Raw genomic sequence first — 21,195 nt, 5'->3', positions numbered from 1 at the left:
GCCGAGCTCATACCCAGGCTTCCCAGCTGATCATGCTGCGCAGCGGTCCGGCGAAGACCGGTCGAACCGTTTCAGATCGCCACCGCTGTTCGACGAGAGGCGCCAGCGCAGAGGTGACGGCCAGCGGGTCTTCGTCGAGATAGACGACGGTGATGTACTGCGGATCGGTGCGCCAGCCGCGGGGCAGCGGAGCCCAGGTCGCCCCGAATGTCCAGACCCCGGCTACCCCGTGGGTGCCGAGCAGTTCCGGATAGTGTTCGGCGGCAAGCCATTCCAGCCAGGCGTCGGGGCGGGCACCGGCCGGTTCCTCGATGAGCAACAGCACACCGCGGTGCGGCCGGAACGGCACCACCTCCGCCGACACCAGGGCCCGCGGCGCGGCCTGCCACTGCAGCAGACGCAGCCCGCTGATCTGCAGCAACGGCCGGATGCTCGGCATCCGGCCGTTCTCCCGCAGCACCCGGCCCAGCTCGACGAAGTCGTCGAAGGTCTGCTGCACCGGGTCGCCGACCAGGTAGTGCACCACATTGGCGATCTCGCCGAGTGGACCGTGGAGGCCAACCTCGCCGCAGGGTAGTCGCCGTCGGCGATCCAGCGCAGCCCTGACACGATGCCGGGCAGTTGATACTGCTCGGGCATGTGGTCGAGCAGGTGCCAGCGCAGGTAGCTGCCGGCGTCGTCCGGTGATGCCGCGGTGAGGCTGAAAATGCCCGCCCTGACCCGGTTCACGAGACGTTCAACTCCGCCAGTGCCTGCAGATTCTCCAGGAAGTGCTGCAGCGAAGCATGCGCGAAGTTGGCGCTGACAATGGTCGCGCCGTGTGCGAGCGTCTCCGCGATCAGCTCCCGGGCCCGGTCGGGTGCACCGATCGGATCCAGTCGTGCCGAGGGCGCCAGCACCACGTCGAACGACGCCGGAGTCTCGAAGCGGCGCAACCAGTCTCGGGCCTGGGCGTTCGACACGGCGAACGGTGCCCACCCGTCGGCCAGCGTGACGGCGCGCCGCAGCGACCGCAGGGTCCGTCCGCCGACCCACAGCGGCACGCGGTCCTGAACGGCGCACGGGTCGACGATCATGCCGCCATAGGAGTAGAACTCGCCACGGTATTCGGGCTTGCGAACCGACAACGACGCGCGCAACGCTCGCAGCGCGTCGTCACCGCGGGCGCCGCGGTCGTCGAATGCGGCGCCGAGCAGGTCGAACTCCTCTTTGAGTGAGCCGACACCGACACCGAGGATGAGCCGGCCGTTGCTGACCACGTCCAGGGTGCCGTAGCGCTTGGCGATCTCCAGCGGATGGTGGTAACCCAGCACCAACACGTTGGTGGCCAACTTGATTCGCTGGGTGCGGGCGGCCAGGTAGCCGAAGGTGGGCAGCGGATCCCAATAGCGGGCGCCGCGGCGGGCCTGCTCGGCTGCGGGCAGCGCGATGTGTTCGCTGCAGGTCAGGTGGTGGTATCCGAGTCGGTCGGCGGCCTCGGCGACGCGGGCGACGTCGCCGATGGAGGCGTCGATCTCCCAGTCGGAGCTGGCGTCGGGGAACATCGTCACTACCGGGGTGGCGACAGACAACTTTGCGGCGGGGTTGCTCATCGCGCTAGATTCTAACAGTGCTCGAATTGATTCGAACGAAGGTCGAATGACGTCGGCGGTGCGTCGCGCCTATGGCGAACTGGACCGCGCGCAGGTGGTGTCCGCCATGCACGCGCTGGCCCGTCGGGTCGGTGTGCAACAGGTGACGATGCGATCGTTGGCCGCCGAACTCGGCGCCGCAGTGCCGTCGGTGTACTACCACGTGCCGGGCAAACAGGCCGCGCTGAATCTGCTCGCCGAGTCGGTGCTGGCCGACATTCCGGTGCCGCAGGACGGGCCGTGGGAGACCCGGCTGGCCGAGCTGTTCTGTTCGGCCCGCGAGGTGATGCTCGGCGTCCCGGGGGTGGCGGGTCTGCTGCAGACCAGCGGCGGCGGAGAGCGGGCCCGCCGGTTAGACCGGCTGAGCCGCTCGCTGCTGGCCGAATCCGGGGTTTCCAAAGCCGTTGTGGCGGCCGCTCATACCGTGCTGTACACCTACCTGCTGGGCTCGGTCAGCCTGGAGGAGTCCCGCGGCCGTCGTCAGCCCACCAAGCGGTTCCGCGCGGGCCTGGACGTGATCATCGCCGGCGTCAAGGCAATGGAGGAGTCATGACCGTTCCGAATCTGGGGTCGTTGACCGTGGAGAACCAGGACACCCCGGCGGATCGCGACGCCGCGGCGGTGCTGGACCCGGACACCTACGTCGTCGGCGCGCCGTTCGATGCGCTGAGGAGGTTGCGTGCGGACAGCCCGGTGCATCCGGTCCGGATGGCGGGTCTGCCCCGGGCGTGGCTGCTGACCAAGCACGCCGACATCCGGACCGTCAGCCGCGACACCGACACCTTCACCTCCTCGAGGGGCAACACGCTGGTCGAGGTCGAGGCCGGGCCCACCTCGGCGATGCTGCCGGGAATCGACCCGCCGCGACATGTCCACTACCGCAAGCTGATCAACCAGGGGTTCACCGCCCGCAACGTGCTGCGACTGGAACCACACATGCGCCAGGTCGCCCGCAACATCGTCGCCGACATCCTGGCGAAGGGCGAATTCGATGCCGTGCCGGACATTTCCGCGGAGATGTCGCTGCAGGTGATCGCCGGCGTGCTCGGCGTTCCGGCTGAAGACCGGATGGAGGTGTTCCGCTGGAGCAACGCCATCGGCACCCTGGGCATCGAGGACCCCGACTACGCGCCCACACCCGAGGCGCTCGGGCAGGCCGCGGCCGAGATGTTCCGGTACTGCGGTGAATTGGTGAAACACCGGCGCACGCACGGGCTCACCGACGACATCCTCTCGGCTCTGCTGGCCGCGGAGGTCGACGGTGAGAAACTCAACCGCGACCAGCTCAACGAGTTCTTTCTGCTACTGGCCATCGCCGGCAACGAGACCACCCGAAACACGTTGAGCCACGGTATTTTAGCGCTGTCGGAGCATCCCGACCAACGCGCCCTGCTCGCGCGCGACCCCGCAGCCGTCAAGCCCGCGGTCGAAGAACTGCTGCGTTGGGCCACGCCGGTGATGCACTTCCGCCGCACCGTCACCCGCGACGTGGAGATCCGCGGGCAGCGGATCCCGAAGGGCGACTGGGTGCTGATGCACTATCTTTCGGCCAACCGCGACGAGGACGTTTTCGAGCGGCCCGACGAGTTCGACGTGACCCGGGTGGATGCCGGGCACGCCGCCTTCGGCGGGGGCGGGGTGCACTTCTGCCTCGGCGCTCAGCTGGCGCGGCTGGAGCTGCGGGTGCTGCTCGAGGAGCTGTACCCGAACGTGCCCGAACTCACCGTCACCGGTGAGCCCGACCGGTTGAGGTCGTCGTTCTTCCATGGGATCAAACGACTTCCGTGCAGCACGGGCTAGCCTGTGTCCTCCGCCTATTCGGCGCGCGGCGCCAACAGCTATTCGGGGTCGGCGGGGTCGAGCAGCTGCACTTCTTCCAGGTCCATCGCCGCCTGCACCTCACGCAACACGATGTCGTCGATCAAGTTCTGGTTGCGCAACGCGGTGACGGCCTGACGTTGGCGGTCCAATACGGCCAACCGCACCTTGCGGGCCAGGGCGGAGCGTTCGGCCAAGTGGTTGGCGCAGTCGTCGTCGGGGTCGGCCAGCACGATCGCGGCCCGCTCCTCGTACTCCATGCTGAGCCGCTTGAACAGTTCGGGGCCGACCCCCAGCTCCGCGGCGATCTGCGGCAGTGCCTCGCGGGCGGTTTCGACGCTGCGGGTGCGGGCCAGCTGCAATTCGTCGGCTTGGGCGACGTCCTCGGGCAGCCGGGCCCACCGCACTACGGCGGGCAGCGTGCTGCCCTGCACCAGCACGGTGACCAGGATGACGACGACCACCACGTAGATCAGCAGGTTGCGGTCCGGGAACGGGGCGCCCTGGTGCACGGTCAACGGGACCGCCAGTGCGGCGGCCAGCGACACCGCCCCGCGGAAGCCGGCCCAGCTGGTGACGCAGCGTTGCCGGAACGGGACGTGCCGTGGGGGCCGCTTCGCCAGCGCGTCGGTGATGCGGCCCAACACCGTGGAGAACTCCACCCAGGCGATCCGCGTCGCCACCACCACCCCGGTGACGGCCAGCGCCAGGTAGGTGGCGCGCGGCAGGCCGCCGCTGTCGACGTCGGTGATGTGGCGGATTGCGCCGGGGATCTGCACGCCGACGAACACCCACAGCGAGCCGTTGATCAGGAACGTGGTGATGTCCCAGAACGCGTAGGACTGCAGCCGCGACCGCGCCCGGATCACCCTCGGCCCGGTGTAGGTGAGCACCAGCGCCGACACCAGCACCGCGACCACACCGCTGCAATCCAGCGACTGGGCGAGCAGGAACGCCGCGAACGGGGTCAGCAGGCTCAGCGCCCCCTCCTCGAGCGGCTCGTCGATGCGCCGGCGCAGCAGCGTGACCAGCCCGCCGACCAGCAGCCCGGCCACGATCCCACCGAGGTAGGACAGCACGAACCGGACGACCAGCGCGGCGGGCCCGACCTCGCGAGCGCCCTCGGCGACCGCCACGGTCACCGCGAACAGCACCAGTGCGGTGCCGTCGTTGATCAGACTCTCGCCGCGCAGCACGGTCAGCGCGCGCCGCGGCAGCCGTTTGGCCAGGCCGGCGACGGCGGCCGCGTCGGTGGGCGACAGCACCGCACCCAGCACGGCGGCGGTGTGCGGCTCCATGCCCAGCGCGCGGGCCGTCCACGAGACGGCGAAGGCGGTCGCGATCACCAGGCCGATGCTGGACATGATGATGATGCGCAGGTTGGTGCGCATTTCCCGGAAGCTGGTGTTCAGGCTCTCCCAGTACAGGATCGCCGGCAGGAACAGCAACAGGACGATCTCGCCGTCGATCTCGACGTTGCCGAAACGCGGGATCAGCCCAAGCAGCGTGCCCAGCACGATCAGCAGGACGGGCGGACCTACCCGATAGCGCCGCCCGAGGAGCGTTCCGACGACCACGGTGGTGACCAGCGTGACGATGACGACGAGGCCGAACACCAGCCCATCGTGCCGCACGCCAGCGGCCACCGCCCGCCCGGAGGGCGCTCGGCGCGCCCGCTAGCTGCAGTCGCAGCAATCCCCGCAGTCGCAGCAGCACGAGTCGCCCTCGCCGCAGCAGGAGTCGCAGCAGCAGTCACATTCGCAGTCGCAGCAACACGCGTCGGTGCAGTTGCTCCACCAGGTTTCCTTGCGCTGTTGCTCGGGTGGCAGCTGGCCGGGCGGAATCTCGCCGGGCGGAAAGTTCCCAAACGGCTCGTTGCCGAAGTTGATCCCCTCCTGCTCCCCATGCGGCGACCCGTGGGGGTAATTGGCGTTGCGGCTGGGCTGACCGAAGGTGCGTGTGACGGCGCGGCGCAGCTCCTTGGTCAGCAGCCGGCGGGGTAGCCGCCCGTCGGTGAAGTCGACCTCGGCCAGAGCCAGTTCGATGCCCAGCACCGCGTCGTCACACAGCGCCCGGACTTCAGGCAGCGACGTTGCGGTCGCGGCCAACGGGTTCCACTTTCCCCGGACCAGGTCGTCGCGGTAGTCCTCGACCGCGTCGAGCAGATGCGCCACCCGCCCGAACAGCTGCCCGACCTCACGCAGCGGCGCCTCGTTGGCCGGGCGTCCGGCCAGCACCGCGGTGTGGGCGAACGCGGCGGCCACCGCGGTCTCGGTCGGCTCGGTCACGGCCAGCAGTGAGCTGCCCGTTCCGGCCGTCGCCTCGAGCTCGACCTGCCGGTCCATCGCGGCCACCAGCACGTCGGCGTCGAAACCCAGCGTGTGGCCGGTGTCGGTGCCGCGACGCACCCAGCGTTCGGCAATGCGACGCGCCGCGGGCCGGATGGCCGCCGCGCCGACCAGTCCGTCGCGGTCGTCGACGTGGTCGCGCACCTTGGCCGCGGCCAGCGCCAACGACACCACCGCGGCCAGCTTCACGCATTCACCGGTCGCCACGTCCGCGCGCCTCATGCCACGCAGCGGGCACGGCCCGGCGGTGCGGCGGCCCGGCTTCGCCGCGGACTGCGCTTCGACGAGCAGCGAGACGATCAGGCCGTCGTAATTGGTGGCGATCCGGGCGGCCTGACCGTAGTCGTCGCGCAGCGCCAGGCACAGGCCGCACAGTTGGGCCCGCCAGGCCGCGGAGAGTTCGCTGCCGAGCCGGTGACGGCAGGGCCGAATGATGCCAAACACGGACTGAAGCTACCCGACCAACTGGGCTTTTGCGCGCAGAACGCGGTGTCGGTAGCCGAGCCAGCAGAACTTTACTGCGATCCGCGGCGCCGAAAGCCTTAGCCGTCTCGCGTTCGCGGCATAGGGTCGATGCTGTGCAGACCCGACTCCTGGCGCTGGCCGCCGCGCTGCTGATGCTGGCGGCGTTGTTCGAGCCCGAGCAAGTCGTCGACCAAGACCATCGAGGTCTCCATCGACGACGTGTTGCAGCAGAACGTCATCACCCGCGACGGCACGCTGGCCGTCGGCGACACGCTCAAGCTGTCGCTGGGCGCCAACCACAGCACCCCGTACCGCTGGACCGCCGACCCGAAGATCGCCGACGGTACCATCCTGCGGCAGGCCAGCCACGAGTACTTCCACGGCGACACCGGCCGGGTGGGCTCGCCCGGCACCGAGGTGTGGACGTTTACCGCGTTACGGTCGGGCAAGACGACGATCGTCGCCAGCTATGGCCCGATCGTCGGTGACGCCGCGCCGTCGTGCACGTTCACCGCAAACGTGACAGTCCAATAGGTCCGACAGGGGAGACGCCGATGACGACCGTCGATTTCCACTTCGACCCGATGTGCCCGTTCGCCTATCAGACTTCGCTGTGGATCCGCGAGGTCCGCGCGCAACTGGGCATCACGATCGACTGGCGGTTCTTCAGCCTGGAGGAGGTCAACCGGGTCGAGGGCAAGAAGCACCCGTGGCAGCGCGACTGGTCCTACGGCTGGTCGCTGATGCGGATCGGCGCGTTGCTGCGCCGCACCGACATGGACCTGCTCGACCGCTGGTACGGCGCGATCGGTCACGAGCTGCACACGCTCGGCGGCAAACCGCACGATCCCTTGGTGGCGCGCGGACTGTTGGCCTCGATCGGCGTGGACGAGTCGACTCTGGATGCGGCACTTGCCGATTCGACCACCCACGACGACGTGCGTGCCGAGCACCAGCGAGTCGTCGAGGCGGGCGGCTTCGGGGTGCCGACGCTATTTCTCAACGGGCAGTGCCTGTTTGGTCCGGTGCTGGTGGACCCGCCGTCGGGTGCCGACGCCGTGAAGTTGTGGAATGTGGTCACCGGCATGGCGGAACTGCCGCACGTCTACGAGCTGCAGCGGCCCAAGTCGGCCGCGGACGCCGAGTTGATCGGCCGCAGCCTGAGACCGTATCTGGACGGTCGCGACTGGGTGAGCATCAACCGCGGTGAGGTTGTCGACGTCGAGCGGTTGGCTGGCGGGGCTTCCTGACGTCCTGACCTGGGTCGGCGCCGGATTGTGTTGTTTCGCACGTTACGCGTGCGGATCTTTTGGGCACACTGGGAGGCGATTATCGTTCCAGCGAAAGGATTTCCGTTTTGTCCTCACCGGATCACCGCTCACGTGCCGGAACCCAGTTCGGGCCGTACGAACTGCGCTCGCTGATCGGCGAGGGCGCAGCGGGCGAGGTCTACGAGGCATACGACACCCGCAAGGACCAGGCGGTGGCGGTCAAGCTGTTGCCCACCGAGTTCGCCGCGAATCCGCGCTTCCAGCAACGGTTGTCCCGGGTGGCGGCGCTGCGCGATCCGCACGTCTTGCCGGTGTACCACTTCGGTGAGATCTCCGGCGTGCCTTACCTGGACACCCGTCTGATCGATGGCGGCACGCTGCGGGACTTGCTGCGTGAGCAGGGCACGCTGGAACCGCCACGCGCGGCGCGCATTGTCGCGCAGGTGGCTGCCGCGCTGGACGCTGCGCATGCCCTGGGTTTGGTGCACGGTGACGTCCGGCCGGAGAACGTGTTGCTCACCTCGGAGGACTTCGCCTATCTCGACTTTGCTGTTGATCCGGCCGGATCCCCGGTGTATCTGGCACCGGAACGCTTGGGCGGCGGCCGAATTGGGCCCCCGAGTGACATCTATTCGCTGACGTGCGTGCTGTACGAGTGCCTCACCGGCAGGCCGCCGTTCGAGGACGACGACGAGCGGGAGGTGCTCAACGCACACATGTTCGGGGCGCCGCCACGGCCCAGCATCATGGGCCGGGCGATCAACCGCGAGTTCGACGGCATCATTGCCCAGGGGATGGCCAAACAGCCTGCGGCACGGTTTGTTTGCGCCGCCGAGTTGGCCAGCGCCGCCGGGGAGGCCGCGCTGTGGGACCAGCCGGCGCTGGTCAGCGGGCCGCCGCTGAGTGAGCCCCGGCTGAGCCCGCCGCCGAGTGAGCCGCCCAAGACGCGGCCGTTCGAGGTGGTGCGGGAGCCCTCGCGGAGGCCGCCGACGGTGAGCCGGGTCGTGCTGAGCGGGGTGACGGCCGTGCTGTTCGTCGTCGCCGTGACATTGGCGGGGGTGCTGGCTTTCACCAACCACCGGCACGCGCCGACCACCGTCGCATCGGCGCCCTCGGCGGCGCCGCCGGTGACATCGACACCTTCAGCGCCGTTCCTGTCGCACCCGGTGCAGGGCGCCGACGCCCTGGGATTCATCGGGCATTCGGCGCGCTGCGATCCTGGGAACCCGCCCGCCGCGGTGGTGCGCACGGCCAAGTCGCTGGCGGTGGTGTGCCAAACCAGCGCCGGCTATTACTACCGCGGTGAACGGATTCGGGACGGCGCCAACATCGAGATCTCCAACGCGGTGCGGTCGGCGGGGGGATTCGACGTGACCAATCCGGCCAACGGTGTCCGCTACGAGGTGCGCCCGAATCAGCTGACCATCCTTAGCGGCCGGCACGTCGACTCGGCTGAGCCGGTGTTGCAGTACGCGTCGGCAGCCTGACTTGGAGTACGGCGACAGTAGCGCCCTGGCCGGCTGAGGGAGCCGAAAATCATCCCTCGCCGAACACCACTCCCGGGTTGAGGATTCCGGCCGGGTCGAAGCTTTCCTTGATGCGACGGAGCAACGCGACCTTGGCCGGGTCTTCGAGTTCGGCGAAATACGCCGCCTTGGCCCGGCCGAGCCCATGCTCGCCGGAGATCGCGCCACCCAATTCCATTGCCAGCGCGAAGATATCGGTCATCAGTTTCTTGCGGGCCACCGGATCCTTGCACAACACCGCCAGATGCACGTTGCCGTCGCCGGCGTGCCCACAACCGGCCACCCCGCCGCCGGCCGAGGTGGCCATCTCCCGCACGGCGGCAAGGAATTGCGGCATCGCGGCGCGCGGTACCACGGTGTCGACGATGTCGTCGGCGCCGATCGCCTTCGCCGTCCAGAACGCTTTTTCGCGCGCCTCGATAAGTTTGCGCGCGGCACCGCCTTCCAGCACATAGCAGTCGACCGCGCCCAACTCGGCGAGCAGCTCGGCGACCTGCTCGACATCTTCGTCTAGGCGACCTTCATTCCGATTCTCCAGAGCCACAACAAGATACGCCTGACAGCTGTCGCGGACCTGTTCGGGGATGCCCAGCTCCAGGTGCTGGGTGTAGACGATCGCGGCCATCGTCATGTTGTCGACGTATTCCAGGATGTAGGGGGAAAGACCCTGCGCCAGCACGGCCGGCACCGCCGTCATCACCTGGTCGAAGTCGGCGAACGGCGCCAGCACGGTGGCGCTGTGCTCCAGCCGCGGATACAGCTTGACGATCACCTCGGTGGCCAGCGCCAGCGTCCCCTCGGAGCCGACGATCAATTGCGTCAGGTCGTAGCCCGTCGAGACCTTGGCGATCCGACCGCCGGTGCGGATGATCTCGCCCGTCGGCAACACCGCCTGCAACCCGAGGATGTTGTGCCGGGCCACCCCGTACTTGACCGCCTGCATCCCGCCGGCGTTGGTGCCGACGTTTCCGCCCACGCTGGACGACAGCTCACCCGGGTGCACCATGTAGCGCAGCCCGTGCGGGTCGGTCGCGGCGTCGAGTTCGGTCAGCGTCACGCCGGGCTGCACGACGGCGACCTGGTTGGTGGTGTCGACCTCCAGCACGGCGTTCATCCGTTCGAACGAGATCAGCAGCCCGCCGGGCTGCGGCCGGGCCGCACCCGACAGTCCGGATCCCGATCCGCGCGCGGTCACTGGAATGCCGTGCTCCCCGGCGGCCACCAACAACGCCGCCACTTCCTCCGCACTGGCGGGCTTGGCGACGTAGGCCGGCTTGACCGGCGCCAGCGTCAACTCCTCGTCGTGTGCGTAGTCGTCGGGAATCGCGTCGCCGGTCACCAGGTGGTGCTCTCCGACGATATGCGCCAGCCGCGCCGCTATGTCGCTCACAGCGACTCAATCTATCTTCGTCCCGCCAAGTTGGGACTTCCGACTCTCACCCGTGGGCGTACCGCGGCGAATAGTGAAAATTATGGAGCGTTTGTCAGCATTGGACGCAGCTTTCCTCGAAGTCGAAGACTCCGATCCGCACGTGAGCCTGGCGATCGGCGGCGTGTCGATCATGGAAGGGCCCGCACCGGGTTTCGACGAGTTCGTCGCCGCCTTCAGCGAACGGGTGCAGAACATTCCCCGTTGCACCCAGATGCTGCACCGGCATTCGCTCGACATCGGATCCCCGGAATGGGTGGAGGACCCGCACTTCGACATCAGCCGGCACCTGCACCACCGGGCGGTGCCGGCGCCCGGCGGGGATGCCGAGCTGTTCGAGTTGGTCGCCGCCATCATGGAACGCCGGCTGGACCGGGAACGCCCGCTGTGGGACTGCTTCGTCATCGAAGGGCTCAGCGACGGGCGCTGGGCGGTGCTGACCAAGCTGCATCACTGCATCGCCGACGGCATTGCCACCACCCAGATGCTGGCGCAATTCAGCGACGACGGCGGTGGCGAATCATTCGCCACCCACATCCACGCCGCCACCGAACCCGAGCAGCGCTGGCGCCTGACGATGAATCTCAATCCGCTGAGCTGGGCCCGCAGCGCCGTCAGCGCCGGCCGCGCCGTCGAGCACGCGGCGTGGGGTGCCGCCGGACTGACCGCCAGCCTGTTCAGCCCGGCGCCGTCCACGTCGTTGAGCGGGCCGGTCACCAAAATGCGGCGTTACGCCGTCGCGCGGGTGAAGCTGGCCGATCTGCACGAGGTCGCCGACGCCTTCGACGTGACACTCAACGACGTCGCGCTGGCCGCGATCACGTCCAGTTACCGGCGCCTGCTGCTCGAGCGCGGAGAGAAGCCCAGCCGCAACTCGCTGCGCACACTGGTCCCGGTGTCGGTGCGTGGGATGAACCACTTCAACATGACCGACAACCAGGTCTCGGCGATGCTGCCGCTGCTGCCCGTCGACGAGGACGACCCGGTCACCCAGCTGGAGCTGGTGCACGACCGGCTTACCGCGGCCAAGGGCAGCGGGCAGCGCGAGGGTGGCAACGCGGTCATCTCGCTGGCCAAGAACGTGCCGTTTGTGTTGTCCGCGTGGATGGTTCGGTTGCTGAGCCGGCTGCCGCAGCGGGCGGTGGTGGCGCTGGCGACGAATGTGCCGGGCCCGAGGACCGAACAGAAGCTGCTGGGCCGTCGGGTGCTGGAGATGCTGCCGATCCCGCCGATCGCGCTGAACCTGCGCACCGGTGTCGCGATGGTCAGTTACGCCGATAGCTTCATCTTCGGCATCACCGGCGACTACGAGAACGCACCCGATGTGACGGCGCTGGCCTCGGGAATCGAGCAGGGGGTGGCGCGGCTGGTCGAGATCACCCACGCCCTGCGGGTCAAGCGGCGCACCAAGCCCCGCGCCGCGGTGTGAAGGTGACCGGCAGCTTGGCCAGCCCCGGTCATGCGCGGGTTGCTCAGGTGGTAGTCGACGCCTTATTCGTCGACTACCCTGCCGCGCCGTGCGCTGCCTGAGGCCGCGGCGCGTGGGCGTACTGGGCTATCTTTGCACTAATACGCTCTGGGCCGATCGGAATCGCTCGGGCTCGCTCGGGTCTGTTCGGGTTCGCTCGGCTCGGCTCGGGGGCCGCTCGGAAAAGTAGGTGGGTGACATCAAGGACTGGGCGGCAGGGGCCACCATCGGCGGCGTGGCGATCCCGGACAAGCCGGACCTGACCCGGATGCGCCGGGAGCGGTTCGCGCGGCTGCAGACCGAGATGGCGACGCAGGGTCTGGACGGCCTGGTGTTGGTGACGTCGAGTGCGGTGACGTATGCGACCGGGGTCGCGATGCCGGCGATGGACGGCGACCGGGCGGCGTTGTTCCGTGCGGTGGCGATCGTGGTGCGCGGTGAGGCGATGGTGCACCTGTACTCGATGGTCGCCGACGCGGTGCCGCTGGGCGTGCATCTGCATCCGCCGCTGTTCCCGGATCTGGACGACGGTATCTCGGAGTTCGCGTCGGAGTTGTCGGAGCATTTCAAGAAGGGTGCGCGGGTGGGGATTGACCACTTCTCGCACCCGATGATCCGTGGTTTGCAGGGTGTTTCGTGGGCGGACGCGTCCGGGGTGATGGGTGCGGTGAAGTTGCTCAAGACGGTGGATGAGGTTGCCTGCATCCGGCAGGCGCAGCTGCTCAACGAGCTGGCGATGGAAGATGCGTTGCGGGCCTTGCGGGTTGGGGTGCGCCAGACCGACCTGAGTGCGGTGTTTCTGCGGCGGGTGTTCGAGCTCGGGGCGTCGGCGGGCGGGATCGACCCGATCTGGCAGGTGATGGCACCTTCGCAGGCCGCGGGACCGTGGACCTCACACGGCGATCTGGCTTATCCGACGGTCACCACGGATCGATTTTTGCGGTACGGCGACGTGGTGTGGGTGGATGCCGGGATCATGTGGGAGGGGTACGCCTCGGATTACGGACGCACCTGGTTGGTGGGCCGGGGGCCGAATGCCGTGGAGCGTAAGCAGTTTCGCCGATGGCGGACGGTGGTCGACGCGTGCCTGGACATCTTGGCGCCCGGGGTGACCGGTGCGGAGCTCACGCGCAAGGCCGTGGAGACCAACGGCGGGGTGCGGCCCTGGATGACGCATTTCTATCTGGCGCACGGGGTGGGTGTCGACAGTGCCGAGATGCCGCTGATCGGGACCGACCTCGGTGATGATTTCGATGCGCAGCTGGTGATGCAGCCGGGGACGGTGCTGGTGCTGGAGCCGGTGATCTGGGACGACGGTGAGGGCGGGTATCGCGCCGAAGACATTGTGGCGGTGACCGATCGGGGCTGGGTCAAGCTGAGCGGGTCTAATTACGATCCTTTCGGGAGCTTCTCGTGAGTCCGGCGCCGCGTGATCCCGGGGTGCGGATCGGGACGATGAGCCTCGAGGACGGGGCTCGGGTCGACTTCAGCTGGCTGCGCGGGGAGCGGCGGCTGAAAGTGTTGTCCGGCATGGACACCCAGGGTCTGGATGCGCTGATCCTGGGTGGTGCGGGCAATGTGCACTACGTGTCGGGGGCGCGGCTGTTGGGGCGGGCCGGGGTCTTGCCGTTCGGGCCGTATGCGGTGGTGGTGCGCTCGTCCGGGCGCGTGCACCTGCTGTCGACGTGGGACGAGGGCGTGCCGCCGGAGATCGACCGCGAGGATCTGTATCCGCTGAGTTGGAACCCGATGAATTTGATGGCCTCGCTGGCGGCCGTGCCCGGGCTGCGGGAGGCACGCCGGATCGGGACCGACGGGATGACGCCGTCCTTCGCGTTGCTGGCCGCGTCGTTGGGTGTGTCGGAATTCGTGGACGCCGGGCCGGTTCTGGATGTGGCGCGGCGGGTGAAGACGGCCGAGGAGATCACGTGTCTGACTGTGGCGGCCGCGATTTCGGAGTCGGCATTGAGTGTCATGGAGTCGGCGTTGCAGCCCGGGGTCACCGAGCGGGAGCTGCTGGCGGTGTACTACTCGACGGTGGCGGGGCTGGGCGTGCCGGTGGCGCCTACTGAAAGTGTTTGTTTTGCAACGCCGTTGCGGGGGTCGGTGCCGTTTCGGCATGTGCCTCGGTCTCGGGCTGTTCGCGAGGGGGAGCTGGTGGTGTTGGCGCCCTCTGCTTTATATGCCGGATATGAGGCGGGGCTGGCGTGTACGCGGATGGTGGGGGGATCCCGGTCGGTGCGCTCGACCGCGCTGGCTGGGCGGTGCGCGGCGGGGATGGATGCGCTGGTGGCGGCGTGCCGGCCGGGGGCTTTAGGTGCGGATCTGTATAAGGCTTGGGAGCGTTTGGGTTTCGGGGCGGCGTCGGTGCTGTTGGCGCACGGACTTGGGCTGGGGGCGGAGCCGCCGGTGATCGGGTTGGGGCGCGGGCTTGGGGCAGTGCTGGAGGAGGGGATGGTGTTGAGCGTGCAGTCCTGGGTTGTTCAGGCCGGCGTCGGGGGGTGCCTGGAGCGGGCGACGGTGCTGGTTTCCGCTGGCGGGGCTGAGGTGCTGTCGCGGTATGGGAGGTTGTGATTTGTATGTTGTTTCGGGGGTTGACGGCGGTGATGCGTTCCGTCAACAACCAGCAGCCCCTCGTCCTCTTCTTTCAGCCGATCTCTTGGCGGTCTTCAGCTGCGCATCGAGAAAATCTGCGACCGATGGGTTCGCCACAATCTGCTTCTCGCCGTCGGCCGCTCGGCGCGCCCAGTGATGATTGGACCGTTCGAACACCACAGTGTGCCTTGGGTCCGTGCCGATCAACATTCTGCGCGTTAACAAGATTCGGCCGTTATCGCGAGCTTCACTGCGCGTAGGCGGGCGAGACGACATACATGCTGGGCAAAGCCACAGATTTCTGTACGGTTCGCGAATGCAACGCTTGCAGATCGGGACTGCGCAGCAATCGCATAGCACGACCTTATCGACGCACAGCGCACAGGTTACGTCGCTGCAGTAACTGCATTCTGTGATTTCCAGCCCGAAATGTCCCTCGCGATCGATGAATCCGGAGTCCAGCAGAGCACCTGTGCCGAAGTCGCTGCGGCGGCCTTCGACCTCGCCGGGGGCGAGCTTGCTCTCGTAAAGCCAAGTTTGGCCACTAATCATCGTCGCCAATTGTTGGATATGAGCTCCAATGTCGAGACGCGTCCAGTCGGATACAGGGACGTGCAGTTGCTGCAGCTCGGCGCGGAATGCATTGGGGAGCGCACGTAGCTTAGGAATGCGAGTGATGTCCGATATCCCCCAGGCAGACAAAGCGCCGGCGCTGGCATCACCTGTGGCGCGCGGCGCCGTCTTCAGAACTCCGAGTGGCTTCACGCTAAGAGAAATCTTGGCTGCGTTTGCCACCGTCGAAATTCTGATTTCCGCGGGATCAGTGAATATGCCGATCTGGTCAGCGTCGCCAAGGGCAATCGACCGTGACAGTGCGGTGGAGGCGGGAGCGTCTGGGGACGCGACGATCGCGTACCACTCGGTGTGATCGATCGTGCGAATGCCAAGAGCGGCAAGCGATGCCATGGTCACAATCACGGCGTCGGTATCACCAAGCGCTGCATGCGCTCTAACTACCGGGACGGGTTCCCATTCATCCGCAATCCACTCAAATGTACTGCCGGGAAGTGCCCAGGTTGCTAGACCTTGACGCTCGGAAGATCCTTCGAAGGTAGCGCTATAGATGCCTGCAGACGTGACTGCCAATGAATATCCGAAGCGATCCCATCTCGCGACCAGCGGAAAGATTTTGGGCCTTCGCATGCCGTTAAAGATTGCGCCGACCGGCTGAGGCACAGTGTGCGCAGGCTCCGGCAATTGTCCGAGCGGAGGGAACTCGTCGGCAAGGATTGCGCAGAGTTCTCCATCGGGAGTCTTGAATGACTTTGGACTGCAGCCCGAAACTTCGAGCTCCTCGACTGACCACCCCGGCCTGAAGGATCGTTCCGACTGAATATCTAAGTAAGATTCAGCGATGGGTTGTTCCGGTCGAAGTGGAGTGACTATAGGTGCGATCTGAACTCCGAACAGCGCACTTGCGGCGAGGCGCAGTCGATAGCTGGCGTCAATGTTGTTCCTGCCGTAAGCAATCCAGCTGTCGATGGATCCGTTGCGTACGATTGCCTTCTCGAAGACTTCTCCCCTGTTGACGAGGACCACAAGGGCGTCACTGTCTTTGCCGATGAGGGCGCGGGCGCCGCGAGCTACCAGGTCCTTTGGTAGGTTGGCCAATTCGTTGTCCGTAGCCGGACGTAGTTCGTCGCATGCGCCACAAATGTCTCCGCGACGGCAGAACGCGCACATGACGCGTTGGCACCTGGCGCAAGGGACAACAGAAGGATCACGTCCACAGTCTGAGCAGGCGTGATCACCGCACAGCACGCAGATGCTCGGCGGTGCTGTGTGCTCAGACGATAAGCATCGTCGGCAAACGGATGCTGAGCAGCTGAGGCATGGCATGGTCGCTAAATGTTCGACACCGTCACAGGCCCGGCACGCCCAGGTTTGGCACGCGTCGCAGAATGCAGCCGTGCCTACCTCATAGAAGTGTCCATCTCGGCACACGCCGAAATCCATTGAGGGGGTCCCGCTGTCGCTCAATACAGGGGGATGCGGCTCGCCGTTGAATGTTCGGTACGAATGAACCGCAGTGCCGTGTCCGCGCCATCGCTCGACGACTTCGAACCCGTTGAGCACCACTGCGGTGAAAGACCGCACGGCATGCTTCTGTAATGCCCGGCCCAACGAGGGAAGAAGTGGTGAAAACGCTTGAGCGGCAGTGATATCGAGAGACAATCCTAGCTTCTTGAGTGAGGCAACATCGGCTGGCATCAATACCGTGGTCGAATCGGGTTCGGCCAGGACCGAGATTGGCTCGATTTTTCGGCTGGCGAGTTGGCACTCTGACGGAGACGGGAAGTGACCAGTGATATTCAAGGCTTCGTCGGCTCGCTTTGCGAGGCGCCCCCCGGGCATGCCTAGTGATTGGAGGCGGTCAAAGCACGCAAGTTGTAGCGCAAGCGACCGTGCGTCGGGGCAAGAGTGCCATTGAGCAGGGGGATCAGAGTCAATTTGCCCTTCCACATATGTGGATACAACTACCGCATCATTCCGGCGTTGCAGAGCGACGAGCGCATCACTTATCACCACCTCGGCAAGCACGTCGCTATCAAGAGAGGGTTCGCGCCAAACAAGGTGAGCTTCTTGCCGATTGTTCAGTATCATTCCGCCACCGTCTGCAACCGTGACTGTCTCTCTGACTACTCGGTCGGCCTCCAAGTAGATGTCGACGAATTTGGAGCGGCGAGTGACTATGACTGCCGGTGGTGGTGGTGGGGGGACTTCAGTGCGGAGTTTTCGGAGAAACGAATTCGCATTAAACTCCCGCTCGGAGGACACTCTTACTTCGGGGTGGTGTGGCAGCTCGTTCAGTGCCGCGGGTTCGATGGACGTGGAGTGCGCCGGAATAACCGCATACTCAACGGACACCGCCGCCGCCGTTGCCAGTCGCGTGCGCGAGGGATCTCCCACATCGGAGCGCTCGGTATAATCGCGCAAAACCAATCCCGCATCGAGTGTGAGACCATTTGCTGCTGCGTATGAACGCATTTGGGCCCGATAGTGGTCATTCGCATCCTCGTCACGAACAAGATTTATCGGCTGCGATCCGTTGCGATGCAATGTCGCAACTCGTTCGCCGACCAGCAAAACAGCTCCGGCGTTAATCCGCCAAGCTATCGCTGACTCGTCATCTAATTCGGGAGCACGTTGCGCAGCGGCACAGTTCCGGCACAACCCGCCGCTCACTCGTCGGCAGCCGTTACAGCAAGTCAGGCTACAGAGAGGACATTCTTTGAAGAGTGCGTCATCGCCGCACGCGCTGCACAGATACTGATCGCAGGACTGGCAGTGGGCCGTCTCGGAAGCGTCCACCCAATGGGAATCTGAGCACAATGCCAGTACGCTAATACTTTCCGAGCTAGCATCACTAATCACTAGGGGTGCTTCCCGGCAGCTCTGGTCCCACTCATAAGTGAGCGTTCCCTCAGCGCCGTTCGGTCCCGACCAGCATTCCTCGACTAACCAGTCGTCCTCGTCGAGGACGACAGCGAGCAGCTTGGCCCGAGCACGAATGTCAGGGCGTCGGCTGAGTCGCTTCTCCTCGGAGCGTAACGCTCGTTCCAAACGGGCCCGGTCGTCGGGAGCAGCTTCGGCGATCTGCGCCGTGTAACCTTTACGGATCCTCTTGAACTCTGCTGCTTGAACGGCTTCGACTTGCTTAACCCTCTCGCCGCGTAGCGCTTCAAGCTGCCTTGCAGCGGCCTTCTCGAAGTCCACGATAATCTTGGCCGGGATATCGAACGCGGGTGGCAAAGTTTCTCCGTCTTGGAGGGGTCGGCGAGGCAACCGTCTTTCGTTGTGTCCGTTCACCTCTGCGGTGATGAGATGCTCCGTTGTCTCGGCCTCGCCGATCGTCGACCGGAACGTCGCCTGCCCGCTCCACGATCCCGACGGCACCAGCCGACGTCCTCGAAGGGTCATGGTGGGCGCATGCTCGAACGGGGTCGGGCCGATGTCATCTGGAATTACAGGGACGGTCGCATGCATGTCACCGCGCATACGTAACAGCCCAAGAAGTTCATCGAATACAGGGGAGCCGACAGCGCAGAGCTCGGCATCAGGATGTTGTTCGAGTCCAAGCCGGTCGAATGCCAGATGCAACAATGTTCGACCACCTAGCTCGTCTGTAAACTCCTCACCGAATTGCGCTGTGAGGAAGGCGCCTTCACCTGCGCCTGTGTCGTGTACCAGCTCGGCATCCAGGGCTTGCAGCACACTCCTTGTCCACTTCTGCACGCGCCGTTGTCGCCTTCGCGACCGCTCACTCACTTCAGGGGCAAGTTCGGTGGTGCCAGCCTTTGAAAGCCCCTTGCGATGCTCGAAAGCCGAATTCATCCAGCTGCTTAGGCCGCTGTCGGCGGCTATCAGAGTGGACGCGCTTTTGCGTGCCTGTTCCAACTCGGCACCGAGCTGGTTGAGGAGTCCTTCCATCTTGCTGTCGGTGTTTGCGAACAGCGCTTCTAGTACACGGGCTTCGAACGTCGCAGACTTGGCATCGTCCAGTTCACCGAGGATTGTGGTGACCTGTCCGAACAACAGCTCGAACATCCGCAGCTTTTCGGCTAATAGGCGATACACACTTTCGTCGATTGTGCGCTGTGCGTAGAGGTTCGCAATAAACACTTCATCTTTGGGCTGAGTTAACCGGTCGACACGTCCGATGCGCTGCTCGATCCGCATGGGATTCCAGGGCAGGTCAAAGTTCAGCACGCAGTTGCAGAACTGCAGGTTCTGTCCCTCTGCGCCGGCATCCGTGGAGATCATAATCGGTGCGTCTCCCGACCTGAAGGCAGCGATGGTGGTGGCGCGCTCGCCGGCCGACATGGCCCCATGAAACGAACGCGCCTTCAGTCCCTCGGCTTCCATGCGCCGGAGCAAACCGGTGACGGTGTCTGTGTGTTGGGTGAAGATGAGTACGCGACCGTGTTCACGGAGCCAATTACGCGTTATTTCAAGAGCTTTGTTTTCGCGCGCAGAGCCCACGATGTCCATCGCGAAATGGCCGACTTCGTTCAGGACGGAACGAACTCGTGCATCACGATGTCGTTCTGCCATCCGCAACGCGGATGTGCCCATCGAGAACGGGCTCGCAGTCAGCCGGAGCGCCAGACTGCGCCGACGCATGGCGTCACCCGGATCGCGCATGACATTGCGCAGCAGATCGGTGCTCAGTGTGTACAGCTCGCGCTCGCGCGGTCCGAGGTCGACTGGTACGTCCACGGCACGCCGCACCACCCGATCTACTCCGGCTTGCGCGCGCGTAGTTCGTATCATCGCGCTGCTTATCAGGCGACGAAGCGCCGCAGGATCATCTGGGGTGCGCGGGTCGTAAGAGCGCATGAACTGTCGTTTGAACTCATTGAGTGAGGTAAAGGTGCCAGGTCGAAGCAGCTCGATAAGACGGTAGAGCTCGAGCAAGTCGTTCTGCACGGGCGTGGCCGTTAGGAAAAAGGCGTACCTGCACGCCGTGGTAAGGGAGGTAATGAGGTCGCGAGTCTTACGCGCCCCCGCGCTCGCGGCGCGATGAGCTTCATCGATAATGACTATGTCCCAAGGCTTTTCCGTTAGCCTGTCGGCGACGTTGCGGCCCAGCGTCAGGCTTAAGATCAGTTTTTCCTGTTTCTGTACCTCAGATCCTCGGTATGCCACCTCGAAAGATATGTCGAATTTCTGCTGCATCTCCTCGCGCCATTGGTCGCGAAGGGGAGCCGGACACAGGATGAGGACACGCCTAGCCAGACCGCGCAGCGTGAGTTCCTTGATTGCCAGCCCAGCTTCGATTGTCTTGCCGAGACCAACTTCATCGGCTAGGACTGCACGCCCTCGAAGGCGCGACAATGCGTGGCGAGCCACAGCCTCCTGGTGTGGCATGCGGTCGACATTGGCGACATCGACGGCAAGAAGCTCCTCGAAATCATCGAGAGTCGCGAGTTCCTCGCCTTGAAGGCGGAGTTCCACAATCTCTAAAGGGTCGAATCCTGCCGCTTTCAGTTGATCGCCGAGGAGTGCACGGGCTTCCTTGAGAAATCCTATTGTTTGGTTTGCAGTCCAGTCATATTCAGTGTCCGCGTGGAACTGACGATCGACCGTGCGTCTACGAGCCGCTTTGGATCTGCTCGTTTTTGTGGTTAAAGTGTTTGGCTTGGTTTGGGTGATCCGGATAGGAGTTCCGGGCGGGAGCAACTCCAAACGGTATACGTCGTCCACTTTTCGAAGCCGGAGTAGCCCACCGTCTTGCCCGTAATCTTGCAGTCGCTCGATAAGAATGTCCCCTGTGAGCTGGCGACCCCGCCCACTCCATTGGGCGTGAAAGGCCTCTCCGTCGAGCTCCAGGACGACGGAGGAGCTGTGGGCTGGCAGGGTAAGCGCGACGGATTCACGCTCAGTCAGAGTAAGTTCGCCAGTCTCCAGCAGTTGATGAGTAATTCTTTTCTCAATCATTGTGTGACACCGCGATTCCTAGTGTTTGAGCCCCAGTCGAAGTCAGAGACAGGGTGTCGTAGGAACTTCGCGAGCTTTCGCGTTCGACGATGCGACGTTCTACAAGACCATCCGACAGCAGCTTGTTCAGTGCCTCGTGCCAG

General features: G+C 65.3%; 15 protein-coding genes. 8 read left to right on the top strand and 7 right to left on the bottom strand.

All coding sequences use genetic code 11. The annotated features are described in order from the left end of the window. Positions 1–7: 7 nt before the first annotated feature. Complete coding sequence (locus MKCMC460_RS18335; RefSeq protein ID WP_236982589.1) at positions 8–526, bottom strand: hypothetical protein; 519 nt, start codon at positions 524–526, stop codon at positions 8–10. A gap of 199 nt (positions 527–725) precedes the next feature. Further along, positions 726–1,592 (bottom strand): TIGR03619 family F420-dependent LLM class oxidoreductase, encoded by an 867-nt coding sequence (locus tag MKCMC460_RS18330; protein WP_236982591.1) that lies wholly within the window; start codon positions 1,590–1,592, stop codon positions 726–728. Positions 1,593–1,638: 46 nt separating this feature from the next. On the opposite strand from MKCMC460_RS18330, the gene MKCMC460_RS18325 reads away from it, so the two are divergent. Both MKCMC460_RS18325 and MKCMC460_RS18320 read left to right on the top strand, forming a co-directional pair. Further along, positions 1,639–2,184, top strand: coding sequence for a TetR/AcrR family transcriptional regulator (locus MKCMC460_RS18325; RefSeq protein ID WP_236982593.1), 546 nt, complete (start codon positions 1,639–1,641; stop codon positions 2,182–2,184). After that, complete coding sequence (locus MKCMC460_RS18320; RefSeq protein ID WP_236982601.1) at positions 2,181–3,431, top strand: cytochrome P450; 1,251 nt, start codon at positions 2,181–2,183, stop codon at positions 3,429–3,431. Before MKCMC460_RS18325 ends, MKCMC460_RS18320 begins: the two co-directional genes overlap by 4 nt. A 38-nt stretch (positions 3,432–3,469) precedes the next feature. Here MKCMC460_RS18320 and MKCMC460_RS18315 read toward each other — a convergent pair whose 3' ends face one another. The 3 genes from MKCMC460_RS18315 to MKCMC460_RS31415 form a co-directional block, all read right to left on the bottom strand. After that, the gene (locus MKCMC460_RS18315) at positions 3,470–5,065 is read right to left on the bottom strand and encodes a Na+/H+ antiporter (RefSeq protein WP_238304673.1); all 1,596 of its coding nucleotides are present in this window, start codon (positions 5,063–5,065) and stop codon (positions 3,470–3,472) included. Positions 5,066–5,125: 60 nt separating this feature from the next. Beyond that, the gene (locus MKCMC460_RS18310) at positions 5,126–6,241 is read right to left on the bottom strand and encodes a DUF5685 family protein (protein WP_236982604.1); all 1,116 of its coding nucleotides are present in this window, start codon (positions 6,239–6,241) and stop codon (positions 5,126–5,128) included. A gap of 98 nt (positions 6,242–6,339) precedes the next feature. Beyond that, positions 6,340–6,462, bottom strand: coding sequence for a hypothetical protein (locus MKCMC460_RS31415; RefSeq protein WP_255731169.1), 123 nt, complete (start codon positions 6,460–6,462; stop codon positions 6,340–6,342). A 19-nt stretch (positions 6,463–6,481) separates the two neighbouring features. Between MKCMC460_RS31415 and MKCMC460_RS18305 the strand changes: the two genes are divergently transcribed. From MKCMC460_RS18305 to MKCMC460_RS18295, 3 genes are all read left to right on the top strand, one after another. After that, positions 6,482–6,796: a protease inhibitor I42 family protein gene (locus MKCMC460_RS18305; protein ID WP_236982606.1), complete on the top strand. Its 315-nt coding sequence runs from the start codon at positions 6,482–6,484 to the stop codon at positions 6,794–6,796. A gap of 20 nt (positions 6,797–6,816) precedes the next feature. After that, complete coding sequence (locus MKCMC460_RS18300; RefSeq protein WP_236982608.1) at positions 6,817–7,512, top strand: DsbA family protein; 696 nt, start codon at positions 6,817–6,819, stop codon at positions 7,510–7,512. 107 nt (positions 7,513–7,619) lie between these two features. Next, positions 7,620–9,020, top strand: coding sequence for a serine/threonine-protein kinase (locus tag MKCMC460_RS18295; protein WP_236982610.1), 1,401 nt, complete (start codon positions 7,620–7,622; stop codon positions 9,018–9,020). Between the two features lie 49 nt (positions 9,021–9,069). Here MKCMC460_RS18295 and MKCMC460_RS18290 read toward each other — a convergent pair whose 3' ends face one another. Next, positions 9,070–10,449, bottom strand: coding sequence for an FAD-binding oxidoreductase (locus MKCMC460_RS18290; RefSeq protein ID WP_238304672.1), 1,380 nt, complete (start codon positions 10,447–10,449; stop codon positions 9,070–9,072). A gap of 82 nt (positions 10,450–10,531) precedes the next feature. On the opposite strand from MKCMC460_RS18290, the gene MKCMC460_RS18285 reads away from it, so the two are divergent. The 3 genes from MKCMC460_RS18285 (at position 10,532) to MKCMC460_RS18275 (ending at position 14,530) form a co-directional block, all read left to right on the top strand. After that, positions 10,532–11,917 (top strand): wax ester/triacylglycerol synthase family O-acyltransferase, encoded by a 1,386-nt coding sequence (locus MKCMC460_RS18285; RefSeq protein ID WP_238304671.1) that lies wholly within the window; start codon positions 10,532–10,534, stop codon positions 11,915–11,917. A 229-nt stretch (positions 11,918–12,146) separates the two neighbouring features. Then, positions 12,147–13,373, top strand: a complete 1,227-nt coding sequence (locus MKCMC460_RS18280; RefSeq protein ID WP_238304670.1) for a Xaa-Pro peptidase family protein — start codon at positions 12,147–12,149, stop codon at positions 13,371–13,373. Continuing rightward, positions 13,370–14,530, top strand: coding sequence for a Xaa-Pro peptidase family protein (locus tag MKCMC460_RS18275; protein ID WP_236982618.1), 1,161 nt, complete (start codon positions 13,370–13,372; stop codon positions 14,528–14,530). Before MKCMC460_RS18280 ends, MKCMC460_RS18275 begins: the two co-directional genes overlap by 4 nt. 42 nt (positions 14,531–14,572) lie before the next feature. Here MKCMC460_RS18275 and MKCMC460_RS18270 read toward each other — a convergent pair whose 3' ends face one another. Next, a complete protein-coding gene (locus tag MKCMC460_RS18270) occupies positions 14,573–21,052 on the bottom strand; it encodes an SNF2-related protein (RefSeq protein WP_238304669.1) in 6,480 nt (2,159 codons plus the stop codon). Positions 21,053–21,195 lie beyond the last annotated feature (143 nt).

It is taken from the genome of Mycobacterium sp. 20KCMC460 (assembly GCF_022179425.1).
Classification (GTDB): Bacteria; Actinomycetota; Actinomycetes; order Mycobacteriales; family Mycobacteriaceae; genus Mycobacterium; species Mycobacterium kiyosense.
The sequence above is the reverse complement of the archived record's forward strand: the minus strand, read 5'-3'. Positions and strand labels throughout refer to the sequence as shown.

Excerpts from the sequence above, each read along its gene's own strand:
- MKCMC460_RS18320 (WP_236982601.1), top strand. The coding sequence starts at position 2,181 with ATGACCGTTCCGAATCTGGGGTCGTTGACCGTGGAGAACCAGGACACC.
- MKCMC460_RS18300 (WP_236982608.1), top strand. The coding sequence starts at position 6,817 with ATGACGACCGTCGATTTCCACTTCGACCCGATGTGCCCGTTCGCCTAT.
- MKCMC460_RS18325 (WP_236982593.1), top strand. The coding sequence starts at position 1,639 with ATGACGTCGGCGGTGCGTCGCGCCTATGGCGAACTGGACCGCGCGCAG.
- MKCMC460_RS18285 (WP_238304671.1), top strand. The coding sequence starts at position 10,532 with ATGGAGCGTTTGTCAGCATTGGACGCAGCTTTCCTCGAAGTCGAAGAC.
- MKCMC460_RS31415 (WP_255731169.1), bottom strand. The coding sequence starts at position 6,462 with ATGGTCTTGGTCGACGACTTGCTCGGGCTCGAACAACGCCGCCAGCAT.
- MKCMC460_RS18270 (WP_238304669.1), bottom strand. The coding sequence starts at position 21,052 with ATGATTGAGAAAAGAATTACTCATCAACTGCTGGAGACTGGCGAACTT.
- MKCMC460_RS18330 (WP_236982591.1), bottom strand. The coding sequence starts at position 1,592 with ATGAGCAACCCCGCCGCAAAGTTGTCTGTCGCCACCCCGGTAGTGACG.